Raw genomic sequence first — 16711 nt, forward strand, 5'->3', positions numbered from 1 at the left:
AAGAACAATCAGATGTCCGAACTGACGAACAGCGCCGTCTGGCACGAACTCGTCGGGCATGCCGAGAGGTTGTGCGCGACGAATCTCAATGAACTGTTTCAGCAGCAGCCCGAACGGGCTGAGGAACTGAGCGTCGAGGCGCTCGACCTGTTCCTGGATTTCTCCAAGCAGCGCGTGGATTCGCCCGTGCTGGCCAGCCTGCACCGGCTGGCCCGCCAATGTGGTTTCGAGCAATGGCGTGAACGCCTGTTCGCTGGCGAAGCGGTCAATCACACCGAAGGCCGGGCCGCCTACCACATGGCCCTGCGCTGTCTCGACGACACCCCGATGCGCGTCGACGGCGACAACGTCGTGCCGCTGGTCGCAGCGGTGCGTGACCGTTTTTGTGCGTTCGCGGAAGCGGTACGCGGTGGGCAATGGACCGGCGCCAGTGGTGACGTCATTCGCGATGTCGTCAACATCGGCATCGGCGGTTCGGACCTGGGCCCGCGCATGGTCTGCCAGGCGCTCGCACCTTATTGCGACGGCCCGCGTTCGCACTTCGTCGCCAACGTGGACGGTGCCGAGCTGTCGGATACCCTGGTGGGCCTTGATCCGGCGCAGACGCTGTTCATCATCACTTCCAAGACGTTCACCACCCAGGAGACCATGGCCAATGCGCATGCCGCGAGGCGATGGCTGGTTGGCCGTCTGGGCGAAGCGGCCGTGGCCAGGCACTTTGTCGCGGTGTCGACCAATGCCGATGCCGTTCAGAGCTTCGGCATCGCGGCCGACAACATGTTCGAGTTCTGGGACTGGGTCGGCGGTCGCTATTCGCTGTGGTCTGCGGTCGGTGTGTCGATCGCCGTCGCGATGGGTGCGGAGCGCTTCGTGGAACTGCTGTCCGGCGCCCAGGCGATGGACCGCCATTTCGCGACGACCGAGGGCGCCGACAATCTGCCGCTGACGCTCGGCCTGCTGGCCGTATGGAACACCAATTTCCTGAACTGTCCGACCCAGGTCTTGGCGCCGTATTCGCAGCGCTTGCAGCGGTTCCCGGCCTGGGCGCAGCAGCTGGAGATGGAATCCAACGGCAAGAGTGTGGATCGCGACGGCGTCGCGCTGGACTACCGCACCACGCCGGTCCTCTGGGGCGATGTCGGTACCAATGCCCAGCACGCCTATTTCCAGATGCTGCATCAGGGCACGGACGTCAATCCGGTGGACTTCGTATTGCCGCTCGCCGCCGATCACGAACTGCACGAGCAGCAGAAACTGCTGATCGCCAACTGCCTGGCGCAGGGTGCCGCGCTGATGCGCGGCAAGGATGCCGATACGGTTCGCGCCGAGCTGTCCGCGCAGGGCCTGCGCGGCACCGAGCTGGATGCGGCCGTGCCGCATCGGGTGTTCAGCGGCAACCGGCCCAGCAACACACTGCTGATGCCGCGCGTCGACCCTTTCCATCTGGGCGCGCTGCTGGCGCTCTACGAGCATCGCACCTTCGTGCAGAGCGTAATCTGGAACATCAACGCCTTCGACCAATGGGGCGTCGAACTGGGCAAGCAACTGGCCAAAAGCGTCGTCAGCGCGCTCGATGGCGAGGTGGCCGAACTCGACCCCTCGACCCGCGCACTGGTCGCACGCGTCAGCGAAGGGGTCGGGTTTCAGCGGTAGCGGCAATGCCAATGCAATTCTTCAATAAAACAGGAGTGAACAGCATGAACAAGATCAAAGCGATCCTTGCCAGCTTCGCCGTTTCGGCGATGCTTACCGCCGTATTGCCGACGCCGGCCTTGGCGGCCGTGGTCAGCACGGAGCAGATGATGTCCCAGGGCGCCAGCACGCGGGATCGTGCGGCGGTCGATACCTTCCTGGCGCGGGCCGACGTCCGCGATCAGTTGCAGGCCTGGGGTGTCGCACCCAGCGTGGTCGAGCAGCGCGTCGCGTCGCTGTCGGATCAGGAACTGCAGGAGCTGTCGCTGAAGATACAGGAGCAGCCGGCCGGCGGTGACGCGATCGCCGTCATCGGCATCGTGTTCCTGGTGCTGCTGATTCTCGAACTGGTCGGCGTGACCAACGTCTTCACCTCGATCTGAGTGTTCGGGCGACGATCTGCGGACCGCCTGGTGCGGTCCGTTTTCGTTGGTCTTCCCGGAGCCTGCCTGGCTCTGGCGCTGCTGGCCGGCTGTGCCGCAGGGCCTGAAACCCTGCGTCTGCGACAGGAGACCGTCAGCGTCGAGCTGAGCGACACGCCGTTCTTCGCGCAGGAGCGCTACCAGTGCGGGCCTGCGGCGCTGGCGACCGTGCTCGTGAACTCGGGCGTGCCGGTGACGCCTGAAGCCCTGGTGTCCGAGGTCTACATTCCGGAACGCGAAGGCAGCCTGCAGTCCGAGATGATCGCGTCCGCACGGCGGCATGGGCGTGTGCCGTTCCGGCTGGACGGCCATGTCGAATCGGTGCTCGCCGAACTCTATGCGGGCCGCCCGGTGCTCGTTTTCCAGAATCTGGGCCTGAACCGGCTTCCGGTCTGGCACTACGCGGTCACGGTCGGACACGATGCTGATCGCGGCGAATTCGTGATGCGCTCTGGCACCGAACCACGTCACATCGAGTCCGACAAGGACTGGCTCGCGCGCTGGGACCGCGGCGGGCGCTGGACCGTAGTTGTGGTCCGACCCGACGAGCTGCCAGCCAGCGCCACCGCCGAAACCTGGCTCGCTGCCGTCGCCCCGTTCGAGTCTCTGGGGAGGCCGGAAACGGCCCGAATCGCGTATGAGGCGGCGAGCCGGCGCTGGCCCGGCAAGGCGCTGGTCTGGGCGGCCCTGGGCAATGTGCATTATGCGCTCGGCGAGCAGTCCGAAGCGGCCAAAGCGTATGCCCGGGCGATCGACATCGACCCCTCGGCGAGTCTGGTGCGCAACAACTATGCGCAGACGCTCGCCGAACTCGGCTGCACCGAACGTGCGCAGCAGGAGCTGGCGACGGCGGAGGTCGGCGCGAACCCCTCGCAGCTCACCTTGCTGCGTTCGACCCGGGCCGATATTGCTGCATTGAACACGAGCGCCCGCTGCCCCCTCAAGCCTTGAGCGCCACCGCAGGCTCGCGGATTCAGACTGCGAGGCCGTGGCGCTGCAAGGCCCAGTGCACGTGCTCGCGCACGATTGCGTTGGCATCGTCGGCCCGCGCCTTCAGCGCCTCGATGATTCCCGGTTCCCGCGGGGCATTGCCCAGCGCCACCGCGAGATTGCGCAGCCAGTTGCCGTAGCCGCCGCGTCGCAAGGCCATACCCTCGGTGCGTCGCAGGTATTCGTCCTCTTCCCAGGAAAACAGTTCGACCAGGGACGGTGCATCGAAGCCGTGGCGCACATTGAAGTCGGGCACTTCGGCGGGACGGGCGTAGCGGTTCCAGGGGCAAACGATCTGACAGTCGTCGCAGCCGAAGATTCGGTTGCCGATGGCCTCTCGAAATTCCAGCGGAATGCTGCCGCGGTGCTCGATCGTGAGATAGGAGATGCAGCGCCGCGCATCGAGTTGATACGGCGCCACGATCGCACGCGTCGGGCATATGTCGATGCAGGCCTGACAGCTGCCGCAGTGGCTGCGTGGGGCGGCATCGGATGCCGCCAGCGGCAGGTCCGTATAGATTTCGCCCAGCAGGAAGTACGAGCCGGCCTTGCGGTTGAGCAGCAGGGTGTTCTTGCCGATCCAACCCAATCCGGCGTCGCGCGCCAAGGCTTTTTCGAGAGATGGCGCGCTGTCCGAAAACACCCGGTAACCGTGCGGTTCGATCTCTTCGCCGATACGCGCCGCCAGCTTCAGCAGGCGTCCGCGTACGGTTCGGTGATAGTCCCGTCCGAGCGTGTAGCGTGCGATATAGCCCTTGCGCGGATCATCCAGCACCGATTGCGCGTCCGCGCCGACCGGCCAGTAGTCCATCCGGGCCGAGATCACCGAGACCGTGCCTTCGCGCAACTCGGCCGGCCGGCTGCGCTGCGCAGGGTTTCGGTTCATGTAGCCCATTGAACCGTGGTAGCCCTGCTCCAGCCAGTGGCGCAGGTGATGCTCGTCCTTCTGCAGCTGGACTCGCGAGACCGCGGCATCGGAAAAACCCAGATCCTGAGCCCAGGCCAGAATGCGTTCCGGCAAGGCGTTCAGGGCCGGGCGATCGGCTTCTATACTGGTGGGCATGTCACATCCATCATCACGCGCATTCTACGGCGCCGAGCAGGTTCGCGAGCTGGATCGCCGCGCCATCGAGGACTGCGGCATTCCCGGCCATGTACTGATGAAGCGTGCCGCAGCGGCGGCCTGGTCCGCTGCCGTGGCGCGATTGCGCAAACCGAAGCGGGTCGTGGTGGTGGCGGGCTCCGGCAACAACGGCGGCGACGGATACGAACTCGCACGACTCGCTCAAAGCGATGGTCTCGACGTGCGCGTGCTCGAACTGGCCGGCGAACGGCGCGGCGATGCGGCCACGGCGCGTTCGGCCTGGCTGGAGGGCGGGGATGCGGTGTTTCCGGCCAGCGCCGACGCGCTGAGCGAATGCAGCAAGGGCGTATTGCTCGTCGACGCCGTGTTCGGCACCGGTCTGTCGCGCGCCCCGCGGGGCGAAGCTGCCGCCTGCCTCACCGCGATCAATGCGGCGCGTGATCGCGGTGCGCAGGTCCTGGCGCTGGATATTCCGAGCGGTCTGTTCGCAGACAGCGGACAGGCACCGGGTGTCGCGGTCAGCGCCGATCTCACCGTCAGCTTTATCGGCCGCAAGCCGGGGCTACACCTGGGGGAGGGACCGGACCGGACCGGCGATCTGGTCTTCGACGCGCTTGAAATTCCGGCGACGATCTATGAGGCGCTTCCACAGGCGGCCAGCCTGCTGGGTGAGGATCTGTTGCGCAGCACTCTGAGCCGGCGTCCACGCTCGGCGCACAAGGGCAGTCACGGCCATGTGCTGTTGATCGGCGGCGACGGTGGCACCAACGGCGCCTTGCTGATGGCGGCGCGCGCAGCCTTGCGCGGCGGCGCCGGCCTGGTCAGCGTCGCGACGCGCTCGGCGCATGCGGCCGGCCTGGCCATGGCGCAGTCCGAGCTGATGCCGCACGGCGTTGAGGATGTCGAGGCGCTTGCATCATTGATCGACAAGGCCGATGTCGTCGCGATCGGGCCTGGTCTTGGCCAGCAGGCCTGGGGTCGGACGATGTTCAAGGCGGCCCTGGCCTGCGAGCGCTTGCTGGTGCTGGATGCCGATGCGCTGAACCTGCTGGCGGATTCACCGAGATCGCGCGAAGACTGGGTATTGACGCCGCACCCAGGTGAGGCGGCACGCCTGCTGCAACTCGATACGGCCACGATTCAAGGCGACCGCCTGTCGGCCGTCGCGCAGCTGCAACAGCGGTACGGCGGCGTTGCCGTGCTCAAAGGGGCCGGCAGCCTGGTGCAAGGACGCGAACTGGGGCTGTGCCCGCACGGTAACCCGGGCATGGGCGTCGGTGGTATGGGAGATGTGCTGACTGGCGTGGTCGCCGCCGTATTGGCGCAGCATCGCAGCATGCCGATGTCTACCGAAACCGCAGTGGGAGTGGCTGTGGCAGCGCACGCCCTGGCTGGCGATCTGGCGGCGAAGCGCGGCGAACGTGGGCTGCTGCCCAGCGACCTGATCGACAGCCTGCGCGAGATCATGAATCCATGAAACGGTTCCTGGCGGACGAGGCGGCGACAATCGAGATAGGCCGGGCGCTGGCCGCCGCTCTGGTGGATGTGCCGGGCGCAGTCATTTTCCTTGAAGGCGATCTCGGTGCCGGCAAGACCACGCTGGCCCGGTCGATTCTGCGTGGGCTGGGGGTGCGGGGAACGGTGCGCAGTCCGACCTATACCTTGCTTGAACCCTACGAGCTTGAACTCAGGCGAATCCTGCACGTGGACCTGTACCGGATCGCCGACCCCGATGAGCTCGATCAACTCGGTTTGAACGACTATCCATCCGGCGAAACGCTGTGGCTGGTGGAGTGGCCACAACGTGGAATCAGCCATCTGCCCGCAGCGGATCTGGAGATTCGCCTGCAGGCCGATGCGGCCGGACGAAACCTGGAGATTGCTGCGCGGACGGCGCTCGGACGGGCGATCGAAGCCGCTTTCTCGGCGCAAATCGGCCGGATTCAGGGCCGTTTGCAAGGCTTCACTTTAACTAACCGCTGATAAATGCTGTTTTAATTAAAGAAAATGCTTGATAGATCGCTTCTCCACGCTTAGACTTCGCCTGGGGTCACTCTCCAGGGAGAACCGGCGGTGCGCTGCCTGTCGTTGCTGTTCCTATTGCTGCCATTGGCTGTGGGCGCGAAAGAACTACGCGACGTACGCGTGTGGGCCGGACCCGAGACCACGCGGGTGGTTTTCGATCTGTCCGCGCCGACCGACCACAAGGTTTTTTCGCTGGTTGCACCGGAACGCGTGGTCATCGACCTCGACGGGGTCGAGCGCTCCTCACGTCTGGCGGCCTCACTCGAAGGCAGTGGCCTGGTCCAGCGCATTCGCACGGGCCGGCGTCCCGATGGGGCACTGCGCGTCGTGCTCGATCTCAGTGAAGCGGTTCGCCCCAAGAGCTTCGACCTGACCCCGAACGGTGACTATGGCTACCGACTGGTGGTCGATCTCGGTGAGCAAGGCACGCTGAATCTGCCGGAAGGTCGCGACAGCACGACGATCGCCGCCGCAGCGCCCGAACAACAGCCGGCGCCCGAATCGGCGCCGCCGGTGCCGCAGATCAAAGTGCCCGCCGCGCAGGCGCCCCTGCCGGCTGCGAAGCCGAGGAGCACGCTTTACGAAAAGCCGATCGTGATCGCGATCGACGCCGGTCACGGCGGCAAGGATTCCGGTGCGCGCGGTTCGCATGGCGTACTCGAAAAGGACGTCGCCCTGTCGATGGCGCGCCGGCTGGCCAAGCTGGTCAATGCGCAGCCCGGCTATCAGGCCGTCCTCACCCGTGACAGCGATACGCTGATCGCCTTGCGCGAACGCATGAACATCGCGCGTGATGCGCAGGCCGACCTGTTCGTGTCGATTCACGCCAATGCCTACAAGGACAGCCGTGTGAACGGCAGTGCGGTCTACGCCCTGTCACACCGCGGTGCCACGTCCGAGCAGGCGCGCTGGCTCGCCAACAAGGAAAACGCCGCCGATTTGATCGGCGGCGTCGAGCTGTCCGGCAAGGACGACACCCTGGCCGCGGTGCTGTTCGACATCTCGCAGACCTCGGCGATCGAGGCCAGCATCGATGTCGGTGGCCGCATCCTCGAATCGCTGGGCAGCATCAACAAGCTGCAACGTACCTCGGTGCAACAGGCCGGCTTCGTCGTGTTGAAGTCACCGGACATTCCTTCGGTCCTGGTGGAGACGGCTTTCATCACCAATCCCAAGGAAGAAAAGCTGCTCAACGATTCCGGCTATCAGGCGACGCTGGCCAAGGCGATCTTCAAGGGCGTGCAGAGCTATTTCCAGAACTACCGTCCGCTGCGCTATGTCTCTGCGCCGGCCAATTCGGCCAGCAGCAATAATCACACGGTGCGTTCTGGTGACACGCTGTCCGAGGTCGCGCAGCTCCATCAGGTCAGCCTCAACGATCTGCGCAGCGCCAACGGCCTCAACGGCGATCGACTGAAGGTCGGCGAAGTTCTGCAGATTCCGGTCGCGCACTGAGAGCGCTGTCCGTATCCTTCGCGGTTCGACCGATTCGAGCCGCTCGTCTTGCCACCGCCAACTCCACCCGTTTTGCCGCCGCCGCGTTCCGCAAACGGAACTCGCTGAGCCATGGCGATCCGGATACTTCCCGAACAACTGATCAACCAGATCGCCGCGGGTGAAGTCGTCGAGCGGCCGGCCGCCGTGGTCAAGGAACTGGTCGAGAACAGCCTGGACGCCGAGGCCCGGGCGGTCGAGGTTGAGCTCGAAGGTGGCGGCCTCAGCCTGATCCGAATCCGCGATGACGGAAACGGCATCGCACGCGACGAGCTGCCGATGGCCTTGACGCGCCACGCCACCAGCAAGATCGAATCGCTGGATCAGCTGGAGCGTGTCGCCAGCTTCGGTTTTCGCGGCGAAGCGCTGCCCAGCGTGCTGTCGGTGTCACGCTTGTCGCTGGTATCCAGAACGGCGACGGACGAGCACGGCTGGCGATTGGCGGGCGAGGGCGCCATTGCCGCGGACGCGCAGCCGCAACCGGCGCCGCACAGCCCTGGCACCACGCTCGAAGTTCGCGATCTGTTCTACAACACGCCGGCGCGTCGCAAGTTCATGCGCACCGAATCCACGGAGTTCCGTCACGTCGATCAGGCGCTGCGTCGCATCGCGCTGGCGCGGCCGGAGCGCGCATTCGCCCTTCGGCACAATGGGCGAGAGGTGTTTCGGCTGGCCCGCGGCAGCGCCGAGGCCAGAATGAAGGCGCTGTGCGGTGAGGCGTTCGCGGACAGCGCGATCCTCATCGAAGAAGAGCGCCTGGGCATGCGGCTGTGGGGCTGGACCGCGCTGCCGAGTTTCTCGCGCGCGCAGCCCGATCTTCAGTATTTTTTCGTCAATGGTCGCGTGGTGCGCGACAAGCTGGTCGCCTCGGCGCTGAGGCGCGCCTATGCGGACGCCTTGCACAGCACGCGTTACCCCGCATTCGTGCTGTTCTTCGAGCTCGATCCGTCCGGCGTCGACGTGAACGTTCATCCGGCCAAGCTCGAAGTGCGTTTCCGGCAATCGGCAACGGTGCATGACTTTCTGTTCGGTTCGATCCAGCGTGCGCTGCGCGACGTACGGCCGGAGCCGCAGCAACATCACCGCGTCGAGTGGGCACACAAGCCGGATCGGATGGCGTTGTCCTCGGCGGTGCCGGACCCTGGATTTCGCAATACCAACTTCTCGTCCGCATCGGCGCGTTTGCCCTTGCAGCAGGTCGCCGAACCAACGGTCGACTTTGCTCGCACTGCCTGGGCAGCATTGGGCGCCGCGCCGGTCGCGGAGCCCTCGCCGCCTCAGCCGGCGGCGGACAGCGACATGCCGCTCGGCCGCCCCTTGGCGCAACTGGCGGGCGTGTTCATTCTGGCCGAGAACCAGCACGGACTGGTGGTCGTGGACGCCCATGCGGCGCACGAACGCGTGCTGTACGAACGCTTCAAGACCGACCTGCATACCGGCAGCCTGCCCAGCCAACACTTGCTGGAGCCGCTGCGCCTGAATCTGCCCGAAGACCTGGCCGACCTAGCAGACAATCATCGCGATGACTTGCTGGCCTACGGTGTGGAGCTGGATCGCAGCGGCCCGACCTCACTGGCGATTCGAGCGGTGCCGCCACTGCTGCCGCTGGAGGAAGTCGAAGGTCTGGTGCGCAGCGCGCTCGGCGAACGCGCGGCCGGCGAGAGTCACCGCCATTTCGGCGATGTGCTCGACGCGCAGGAACGCGTACTCGCGGACATGGCCTGTCGTGCCGCGATCAAGGCCAACCGCCGCCTGAGCCTGCCGGAGATGGAACGACTGCTGCGCGACATGGAGCGCACCGAGTTGTCCGGCCAGTGCAATCACGGTCGTCCGACCTGGGTGCAGCTCGATCACGGCGCCTTGGACCGGCTGTTTCTGCGCGGTCGATGAATGCCGTCTGAGACGCCGGACGAAGCGATCCCGGTGGTCCTGCTGATGGGGCCGACGGCATCTGGCAAGACGGCGCTGTCGTTCGCGTTGGCGGAACGCTTCGATGTCGAAATCGTCAGCGTCGATTCCGCGCTGGTCTATCGCGGCATGGATATCGGCACCGCCAAGCCGGATGTCGCGGTCCGCGCACGAATTCCGCACCATCTGATCGACATTCTCGACCCTGCACAGGCCTACTCGGCGGCGCGTTTCGCTGCCGATGCCGGCCGCCTGATTCGCGAGATACGTGTGCGCGGCCGACTGCCCCTGCTGGTGGGAGGGACCATGCTGTACTTTCGCGCCCTGACGCGCGGACTCAGCGAATTGCCGCCTGCCGATCCCGAACTGCGGGCCCGCATCGAAGCCGAAGCAGCGGTGCAGGGCTGGCCGCGCCTGCATCGACGTCTGGCGGAGCTGGATCCGGTGACGGCCGCGCGGCTGCATCCGAATGATGGTCATCGCATCCAGCGCGCACTCGAGATCTGTGAACTGGATGGAGGTCCGGCGAGTGCAAGATTCGCGGCCGGCGCGCATTCGACGCTACAGGGGCCGGTCATCAAACTGGCGCCCAACCCGCCAGAACGCGCCCGCCTGCATCAGCGTATCGAACAGCGCTTTCGTCAGATGATCGACCAGGGCCTGGTCGCTGAAGTGGCACGTCTACGCGCACGTGGCGACCTTGATCCGGACATGCCGTCGATGCGCGCGGTCGGTTATCGCCAGATGTGGCGTCATCTGGACGGTGAAACCAGTTTGGAGCAGGCCGTGGATCAGGGCATCGCGGCGACGCGACAGTTCGCGAAACGCCAGTTGACCTGGCTGCGCACCGAGACCGATGTGCACTATCTGGACCCGGATACCCCTGATCTGGCGCGGGCCGCCGAAGATCGGATTCGAGCGTGATACACTCGATCGCGAGACAGTCCGGAGGCGCGGGGACCTTGCCCGGCCCGCCTGTCTGTAACGAATAAAGGACTACCAGGAAAGAACATGTCTAAGGGTCAAACTTTACAAGAACCTTTTTTGAACACGCTGCGCAAAGAACGGATTCCGGTCTCGATCTATCTGGTCAACGGCATCAAGCTGCAGGGCCATATCGAGTCGTTCGACCAGTTCGTAGTCCTGCTCAAGAACAGCGTCAGTCAGATGGTCTACAAGCACGCGATCTCGACCGTCGTGCCGGCGCGCCCGGTGCGCCTGTCGAGTGACGACGATAGCAGCGAAGACTAAGATCGCCCGCGACGCCCGCATGCCTGAGACGGCCACGCGCCCGACGTCGCAAAAAGCGGTACTCGTCAATCTGGAATTCCCGGGTTCCGACTACAGTGTCGAAGCCGCTGAATTCCGCGAGCTGGTGCGCGCGTCCGGCGCCGAGATCACGGCGTTCATCGGTGGCCGTCGCCAGCGTCCGGATTCGAGTCTGTTCGTCGGCAGCGGCAAGGCCGACGAAGTCGCCGAGGCCGTGGAACTGCATTGCGCCGAGCTGGTGGTGTTCAATCACGCGCTGTCGCCGAGCCAGGAGCGCAATCTGGAGAAGCGGCTCAAGTGTCGCGTGCTTGACCGCTCCGGGCTGATCCTCGACATCTTCGCGCAACGTGCACGTTCGCACGAGGGCAAGTTGCAGGTCGAGCTGGCTCAGCTGCAGCATCTTTCCACGCGCCTGGTCCGTGGCTGGTCGCATCTTGAGCGCCAGGGCGGCGGCATTGGCCTGCGTGGCCCCGGCGAAACCCAGCTGGAAACCGATCGGCGACTGGTGCGCCATCGCATCGCGATGCTCAAGCGGCGTCTCGAAGAGGTGCGCAAACGGCGCTCGCTGTCGCGTCAGCAGCGCTTGCGCAACGAAGTGCCCACGGTGTCGCTGGTCGGCTATACCAATGCCGGGAAATCGACGCTGTTCAATGCGCTGACCGGCAATGACAGTTTTGCCTCCAGCCAGCTGTTCGCGACCCTGGATCCGACCTTGCGGCGGTTGCCACTGCCGCCGGGCGAACACATCGTGCTGGCCGATACCGTCGGATTCATTCGCGATCTGCCGCATGATCTGGTGGCGGCGTTCCGTGCCACGCTCGAGGAATCCAGGGACGCCGGCTTGCTGCTGCACGTGGTCGACGCCGCCGACCCGGAATGCAGCGTTCGAATCGAGCAGGTCAATGCAGTGCTTGAGGAGATCGGTGCGACCAAGGCTCCACGGATTCTGGTCTACAACAAGATCGATCTGCTTGATCGCGAGACGCCTGAATTGCAGCGCGATGCCGAAGCTCAGGTCACGCGCATCTACGTCTCGGCCGAAAGCGGGCAGGGACTCGACAGGCTGCGGCAGGTCGTGCGCGATCATTTTTTCGCCGACAGTGTCGAGCGCGAGGTTCGTGTGCCGCTGCGCGCCGGCGGCCTGCGGGCCCGTTTGTTCGAGCACGAGGCGGTGCTGCGCGAACAGGTCGAGAACGATGGCAGCTGGACGGTGACGGTGCGCATGCCGTACGCGCAACTGGCACGTATGTGCCGCGAGGCGGATTTGCCGATACCGGCGCCACCAATGCAGGAATCGGCGCAGTGAACTGCTAGAATCGCGCCGAAATCAGAACGACGGCCGCCGCGTGCGGTCATTTTTATCGACCTTTATCGACAGTTTTCGGTCGGCAGTTTCAACTGCCTCGATCGTCGGAGCACAATATGGCTTGGAACGAGCCCGGCGGCGGCCGCGACCCTTGGAACAACAACGGTGGCGGACGTCGTAGCGGTGGCAATACACCTGACGTGGACGAAATCCTGAAGCGTCTCAAGGCGAGATTCGGTGGTCGCGACGGCAAGGGCGGCAAGGGTTTTTCCGGCGCCGTGCTGCTGTTGTTGCTGGCCATCGTGGCGCTGTGGGGTGCCTCGGGTTTCTACATGGTCAACGAACGCGAACAGGCCGTGGTGCTGCGCTTCGGCGCCTACAGTCGAACCGAAGGCCCAGGTCTGCGCTGGCATGTGCCGTGGCCGTTCGAGCGCGAGGAAAAGGTCAACGTCACCGAGGTGCGCGAGTCCACCGATCGCAGCTCGATGCTGACCGAAGACGAGAACATCGTCGAACTTGAACTGAAGGTGCAGTACCGCGTCACCTCTGCCGAGAACTACCTGTTCAGCGTCAAGGATCCGGATGCGACGCTGCGTCAGGCGACGCGCAGCGCGGTGCGCCAGATCGTCGGCCGCAACACCTTCGACTTCGTTGTGATCGAAGGACGCCAGGCGGTCGCAGATCGTGCGCGAACCTTGCTGCAGGACATTCTCGACGGCTACGAAACCGGCCTGATCGTGATGCAGGTCAACATGATCGACGCGCGTGCGCCGGCACAGGTTCAGGACGCCTTCCTCGACGCCATCAAAGCGCGCGAGGATCAGCAGCGCTTCAAGAACGAAGCCGAGTCCTATTCCAATGAGCGTCTGCCGCAGGCGCGTGGTACTGCCGCTCGTCAGGTCTCCCAGGCCACCGGCTACCGTGACAGCGTGGTGGCGGAAGCCGAAGGTGACGTGGCCCGCTTCACGCAACTTCTGACCGAGTACGAAAAGGCGCCGAAGGTGACGCGTCAGCGCATGTATCTCGATGCGCTCGAAGACGTGATGAGCCGCACCGGCAAGGTGCTGGTCGATGCCAGTGAAGCCAATCCCATGCTGTATTTGCCGCTCGACCAGCTGATGAAGAACCGCAGTGACGCAACCACTGATGGCAAGACCACATCGTCGCTGCCGTCGACGTCATCGAACAGCAGCTCGAACGACAACCGCTTACGCGAACGCGAGAGGCGCTGATGAGCAACCGTCAACTTTTTTCGATCGCGCTCGCCCTGATTGCGGTCTTTGTTCTCTACCAGACGTTCTACATCGTCGACCAGCGCGAACGCGTCATCAAGCTGCGCTTCGGCGAGGTGATTGGTGTCGATTCGCAGCCTGGCGTGCATTTCAAATGGCCGATCGCCGACAGCGTGCGCCGCATGGACAGCCGCGTGTTGACGCTCGACAACCAGTCCGAGGACTTCCTGACCTCGGAGAAAAAGAGCGTCAAGGTCGATTTCTACGCCAAATGGCGGATCCAGGACACGCGCACCTATTACCGCGCCACGGCCGGCCTGGAGATCAACGCCAATGATCGTCTGGCGTCGATCGTCAACCGCGCGCTGCGGGACCAGTTCTCGATCCGCACGATCCGCCAGGTCGTGTCGGATGAACGCGACGACATCATGAAGGCGGTGGAGGACTCCACCGCAGAGAAGGTCGACGAACTCGGAATCCAGCTGGTCGACGTTCGCGTCAAGGCGATCGACCTGCCGGATAACGTCAGCGATTCGGTCTATCAGCGCATGCGTTCGGAGCGTCAGCGCGTGGCCTCCGACTTCCGCGCACGCGGTTCCGAGGAAGCCGAGAAAATCCGTGCGGACGCCGATCGCGAAGCCGCGGTCATCGTCGCCAATGCCTACAAGGAAGCCGAACGCATTCGTGGTGAGGGCGACGCCAAGGCCGCCGAGATTTACGCGACGGCCTACAACAAGGACGCCGAGTTCTATTCGTTCTATCGCAGTCTCGATGTCTACCGGAACAGCTGGAACGGTCAGCAGGACCTGATGGTGCTGGAGCCAAGCAGTGAGCTGTTCAAGTACTTCAAGAACCCAGCGGGTCGCTGATGTGGGACGATCTGCTACGCGCGCTGGCACTGGTCCTGGTGATTGAGGGTCTGATGCCGTTCGCGTTTCCCGGCCGCTGGCGACAGATTCTGCTGCGCATGGCGAGTCTCGATGACAAGCAGATGCGTACCGCAGGTCTGATCGCGATGGTCGTCGGCATCGTCCTGCTGCAATTGGTGCAGTTCCTGCGATGACGCGAAACTGGATGCTGCCGGACGGCGTCGAGGAATGGTTGCCGCCATCGTCGTGGGCGCTGGAAGACCTGCGCCGCAAGCTGCTCGATCTGTATCGCGATCGTGGCTATGGCCTGATCTACACGCCGCTGTTCGAGCACCTGGACACGCTGCTGGTCGGCGCCGGCTCCGATCTGGAAAGCCTGACCTTCAAGCTGGTTGATCCGGCCAGCGGGCGCCTGCTGGGATTGCGTGCGGACATGACGCCGCAGGCCGCGCGCATTGTGGCGCGCCGTTTCGACCAGAGCGATGTCGTCCGATTGTGTTACATCGGTACCGTGCTGCGAACGCAGCCCGACGCGATGGGCGGCTCGCGTGCGCCGCGTCAGGTCGGTTGCGAACTGTTCGGTGATGCCAGCATGAAAGCCGACCACGAAATCCTGCGGCTGTTGGTCGATACCCTGGACATCACCGGTGTCGACCAGGCGCACATCGATCTGGGCCATGTCGGCATCTACCGCTCGCTGGTGGCGCGTCTGGGACTCAATGCGGACGATGAAGCCACGCTGTTCGACATTCTTCAGCGCAAGTCGCAGCCGGACTACCAAGCCTTCAGTTCGGCGGTCGGGATGCCGGCGGACCCGGCGCGCCTGATCTCTGCCCTGATGAGCCTCAACGGTGATCTTGCGGTGATCGATCAGGCGCGGCTCGCGCTCGCGGATGCCGGCGATGAAGCCATGCAGGCACTTTCGGTACTTGAATCGGCCGCTGCGGAGCTGGCCCGTGCGGCGCCGCAACTGCCGCTGCACATCGATCTCGCCGAGCTTCGCGGATATCGCTATCAAACCGGTCTCGTCTTCGCCGCCTTTGTGCCCGGCCACGGTCGCGAACTGGCGCGTGGCGGCCGCTATGACGGTGTCGGCGCAGAGTTCGGACAAGGCCGCCCGGCCACCGGTTTTTCGGCCGATCTCAATGAGTTGCTGCGGCTCGGCGCCTGATTCGCCTCGACGGTGCGCGACCTGCGCGTGTGCGCCGTCGGCGCATCCCTCCATTCTGGAGTTCCATCCATTGTCCACGGACGTCACGGAAATCAGTCATGGCTAAGACAGTCGTCGTCATCGGAGCCCAATGGGGCGATGAAGGCAAGGGCAAGGTCGTCGACCTGCTGACCGAGAAGGTGCAGGCGGTGGTCCGCTTTCAGGGCGGTCACAACGCCGGGCACACGCTCGTCATCAACGGTGTCAAGACCGCACTCAACCTGATTCCCTCGGGAATCATGAGGCCCGGCGTGGCCTGCCTGATCGGCAACGGCGTGGTGCTCTCGCTGCCGCACCTGATCGCGGAGATCGAAAAGATCGAAGCCGCCGGCATGTCGGTGCGCGATCGTCTCAAGATTTCCGAGGCAACGCCGCTGGTGTTGCCGGTGCACGCCCGGCTCGACCAGGCGCGCGAACTGGCGCGTGGCGACGCCAAGATCGGAACCACCGGCAAGGGTATCGGCCCGGCTTACGAGGACAAGGTGGCACGTCGCGCGATCCGCGTCGGCGACCTGTTCCATCGCGAGCAGCTGGCCGCCAAGCTCGGCGAACTGCTCGGCTATCACAACTTCGTGCTGCAGAACTACTTCCATGAAGAGCCGGCCGATTTTCAGCAGACGCTGGATGACCTGCTCGGTTATGCAGAAATCGTCAAACCAATGGTGGCGGACGTGACCGAGCTGCTGCGTCTACACATACGCCGCGGCGACCAAGTGTTGTTCGAAGGCGCCCAGGGCGCGCTGCTCGACGTCGATCACGGAACCTATCCCTATGTGACCTCGAGCAACACCACGGCCGGTGGCGCCTCCACGGGCTCCGGCGTCGGGCCACGCGAGCTTGACTATGTACTGGGCATCGTCAAGGCCTATGCCACGCGCGTCGGTGGCGGCCCGTTTCCCACCGAGCTGGATAATGACATCGGACAGCATATTCGTGACAAGGGCGCCGAGTACGGCACTGTCACCAAGCGTCCGCGCCGCTGCGGCTGGTTCGACGCGGTGGCCGCGCGACGTTCGATCTTCAACAACAGCGTGACCGGCCTGTGCGTCACCAAGCTCGACGTGCTCGACGAACTGGACGTGATCCGGTTCTGTGTCGGTTATCGGGTCGATGGCATGCCTGTCGAGGTGCCGCCGATCGGCGCCGAAGGCTTCCTCAAGATCGAAGCGGTCTACGAGGAATTGCCCGGCTGGAAGCAGAGCACCTACGG

16 protein-coding genes are annotated in these 16711 nt (G+C 64.5%); 15 read left to right on the forward strand and 1 reads right to left on the reverse strand.

Annotated elements, in window-relative coordinates; translation table 11 throughout:
- Nucleotides 1-12 precede the first annotated feature (12 nt).
- The 3 genes from pgi to RM530_RS15060 are packed head-to-tail and all read left to right on the forward strand — an operon-like array spanning nucleotide 13 to nucleotide 3065.
- On the forward strand, nucleotides 13-1653 hold the full coding sequence (pgi, locus tag RM530_RS15050; RefSeq protein ID WP_311366077.1) for a glucose-6-phosphate isomerase: 1641 nt from the start codon (nucleotides 13-15) through the stop codon (nucleotides 1651-1653).
- A 44-nt stretch (nucleotides 1654-1697) separates the two neighbouring features.
- Nucleotides 1698-2075, forward strand: a complete 378-nt coding sequence (locus RM530_RS15055; RefSeq protein ID WP_311366078.1) for a PA2779 family protein — start codon at nucleotides 1698-1700, stop codon at nucleotides 2073-2075.
- 30 nt (nucleotides 2076-2105) lie between these two features.
- Nucleotides 2106-3065, forward strand: a complete 960-nt coding sequence (locus RM530_RS15060) for a PA2778 family cysteine peptidase (protein ID WP_311366079.1) — start codon at nucleotides 2106-2108, stop codon at nucleotides 3063-3065.
- Nucleotides 3066-3087: 22 nt separating this feature from the next.
- Here the strand turns inward: RM530_RS15060 and queG are convergent, their stop codons facing one another.
- Nucleotides 3088-4167 carry a tRNA epoxyqueuosine(34) reductase QueG gene (gene queG, locus RM530_RS15065; protein WP_311366080.1) on the reverse strand — a complete coding sequence of 360 codons (1080 nt, stop codon included), beginning with the start codon at nucleotides 4165-4167 and terminating at the stop codon, nucleotides 3088-3090.
- Here queG and RM530_RS15070 point away from each other — a divergent pair.
- The 12 genes from RM530_RS15070 to RM530_RS15125 form a co-directional block, all read left to right on the forward strand.
- Nucleotides 4166-5665, forward strand: a complete 1500-nt coding sequence (locus tag RM530_RS15070) for an NAD(P)H-hydrate dehydratase (RefSeq protein ID WP_311366081.1) — start codon at nucleotides 4166-4168, stop codon at nucleotides 5663-5665. The two genes, queG and RM530_RS15070, sit on opposite strands and share 2 nt — an antisense overlap.
- Complete coding sequence (tsaE, locus tag RM530_RS15075; RefSeq protein WP_311366082.1) at nucleotides 5662-6171, forward strand: tRNA (adenosine(37)-N6)-threonylcarbamoyltransferase complex ATPase subunit type 1 TsaE; 510 nt, start codon at nucleotides 5662-5664, stop codon at nucleotides 6169-6171. The genes RM530_RS15070 and tsaE overlap by 4 nt, the downstream gene beginning before the upstream one ends.
- Nucleotides 6172-6261: 90 nt before the next feature.
- Nucleotides 6262-7668, forward strand: a complete 1407-nt coding sequence (locus tag RM530_RS15080; RefSeq protein ID WP_311366083.1) for an N-acetylmuramoyl-L-alanine amidase — start codon at nucleotides 6262-6264, stop codon at nucleotides 7666-7668.
- A gap of 111 nt (nucleotides 7669-7779) precedes the next feature.
- Nucleotides 7780-9597 carry a DNA mismatch repair endonuclease MutL gene (mutL, locus tag RM530_RS15085; RefSeq protein WP_311366084.1) on the forward strand — a complete coding sequence of 606 codons (1818 nt, stop codon included), beginning with the start codon at nucleotides 7780-7782 and terminating at the stop codon, nucleotides 9595-9597.
- A complete protein-coding gene (gene miaA, locus RM530_RS15090; protein ID WP_311366085.1) occupies nucleotides 9598-10539 on the forward strand; it encodes a tRNA (adenosine(37)-N6)-dimethylallyltransferase MiaA in 942 nt (313 codons plus the stop codon).
- A gap of 87 nt (nucleotides 10540-10626) precedes the next feature.
- A complete protein-coding gene (gene hfq / locus RM530_RS15095) occupies nucleotides 10627-10866 on the forward strand; it encodes an RNA chaperone Hfq (RefSeq protein ID WP_311366086.1) in 240 nt (79 codons plus the stop codon).
- Nucleotides 10867-10885: 19 nt separating this feature from the next.
- Nucleotides 10886-12190, forward strand: coding sequence for a ribosome rescue GTPase HflX (gene hflX, locus RM530_RS15100; protein ID WP_311366087.1), 1305 nt, complete (start codon nucleotides 10886-10888; stop codon nucleotides 12188-12190).
- A 116-nt stretch (nucleotides 12191-12306) separates the two neighbouring features.
- A complete protein-coding gene (hflK, locus tag RM530_RS15105) occupies nucleotides 12307-13422 on the forward strand; it encodes an FtsH protease activity modulator HflK (protein ID WP_311366088.1) in 1116 nt (371 codons plus the stop codon).
- Nucleotides 13422-14291, forward strand: a complete 870-nt coding sequence (gene hflC / locus RM530_RS15110) for a protease modulator HflC (RefSeq protein ID WP_311366089.1) — start codon at nucleotides 13422-13424, stop codon at nucleotides 14289-14291. The genes hflK and hflC overlap by 1 nt, the downstream gene beginning before the upstream one ends.
- Nucleotides 14291-14485 (forward strand): DUF2065 domain-containing protein, encoded by a 195-nt coding sequence (locus RM530_RS15115; RefSeq protein WP_311366090.1) that lies wholly within the window; start codon nucleotides 14291-14293, stop codon nucleotides 14483-14485. The genes hflC and RM530_RS15115 overlap by 1 nt, the downstream gene beginning before the upstream one ends.
- Entirely contained in the window at nucleotides 14482-15462 is a 981-nt protein-coding gene (locus RM530_RS15120) for an ATP phosphoribosyltransferase regulatory subunit (RefSeq protein WP_311366091.1), read from the forward strand. The genes RM530_RS15115 and RM530_RS15120 overlap by 4 nt, the downstream gene beginning before the upstream one ends.
- A gap of 98 nt (nucleotides 15463-15560) precedes the next feature.
- A partial coding sequence (locus RM530_RS15125; RefSeq protein ID WP_311366092.1) for an adenylosuccinate synthase occupies nucleotides 15561-16711 on the forward strand: 1151 nt, incomplete at its 3' end.

Source organism: Banduia mediterranea, assembly GCF_031846245.1.
Taxonomy (GTDB): domain Bacteria; phylum Pseudomonadota; class Gammaproteobacteria; order Nevskiales; family Nevskiaceae; genus Banduia; species Banduia mediterranea.

Bases quoted from the DNA above. Each gene is read 5' to 3' on its own strand.
- mutL (WP_311366084.1), top strand. From the start codon at position 7,780: ATGGCGATCCGGATACTTCCCGAACAACTGATCAACCAGATCGCCGCG.
- RM530_RS15120 (WP_311366091.1), top strand. From the start codon at position 14,482: ATGACGCGAAACTGGATGCTGCCGGACGGCGTCGAGGAATGGTTGCCG.
- hflK (WP_311366088.1), top strand. From the start codon at position 12,307: ATGGCTTGGAACGAGCCCGGCGGCGGCCGCGACCCTTGGAACAACAAC.
- pgi (WP_311366077.1), top strand. From the start codon at position 13: ATGTCCGAACTGACGAACAGCGCCGTCTGGCACGAACTCGTCGGGCAT.
- hflX (WP_311366087.1), top strand. From the start codon at position 10,886: ATGCCTGAGACGGCCACGCGCCCGACGTCGCAAAAAGCGGTACTCGTC.
- RM530_RS15115 (WP_311366090.1), top strand. From the start codon at position 14,291: ATGTGGGACGATCTGCTACGCGCGCTGGCACTGGTCCTGGTGATTGAG.
- hfq (WP_311366086.1), top strand. From the start codon at position 10,627: ATGTCTAAGGGTCAAACTTTACAAGAACCTTTTTTGAACACGCTGCGC.
- RM530_RS15055 (WP_311366078.1), top strand. From the start codon at position 1,698: ATGAACAAGATCAAAGCGATCCTTGCCAGCTTCGCCGTTTCGGCGATG.
- hflC (WP_311366089.1), top strand. From the start codon at position 13,422: ATGAGCAACCGTCAACTTTTTTCGATCGCGCTCGCCCTGATTGCGGTC.
- tsaE (WP_311366082.1), top strand. From the start codon at position 5,662: ATGAAACGGTTCCTGGCGGACGAGGCGGCGACAATCGAGATAGGCCGG.
- RM530_RS15070 (WP_311366081.1), top strand. From the start codon at position 4,166: ATGTCACATCCATCATCACGCGCATTCTACGGCGCCGAGCAGGTTCGC.
- queG (WP_311366080.1), bottom strand. From the start codon at position 4,167: ATGCCCACCAGTATAGAAGCCGATCGCCCGGCCCTGAACGCCTTGCCG.
- miaA (WP_311366085.1), top strand. From the start codon at position 9,598: ATGCCGTCTGAGACGCCGGACGAAGCGATCCCGGTGGTCCTGCTGATG.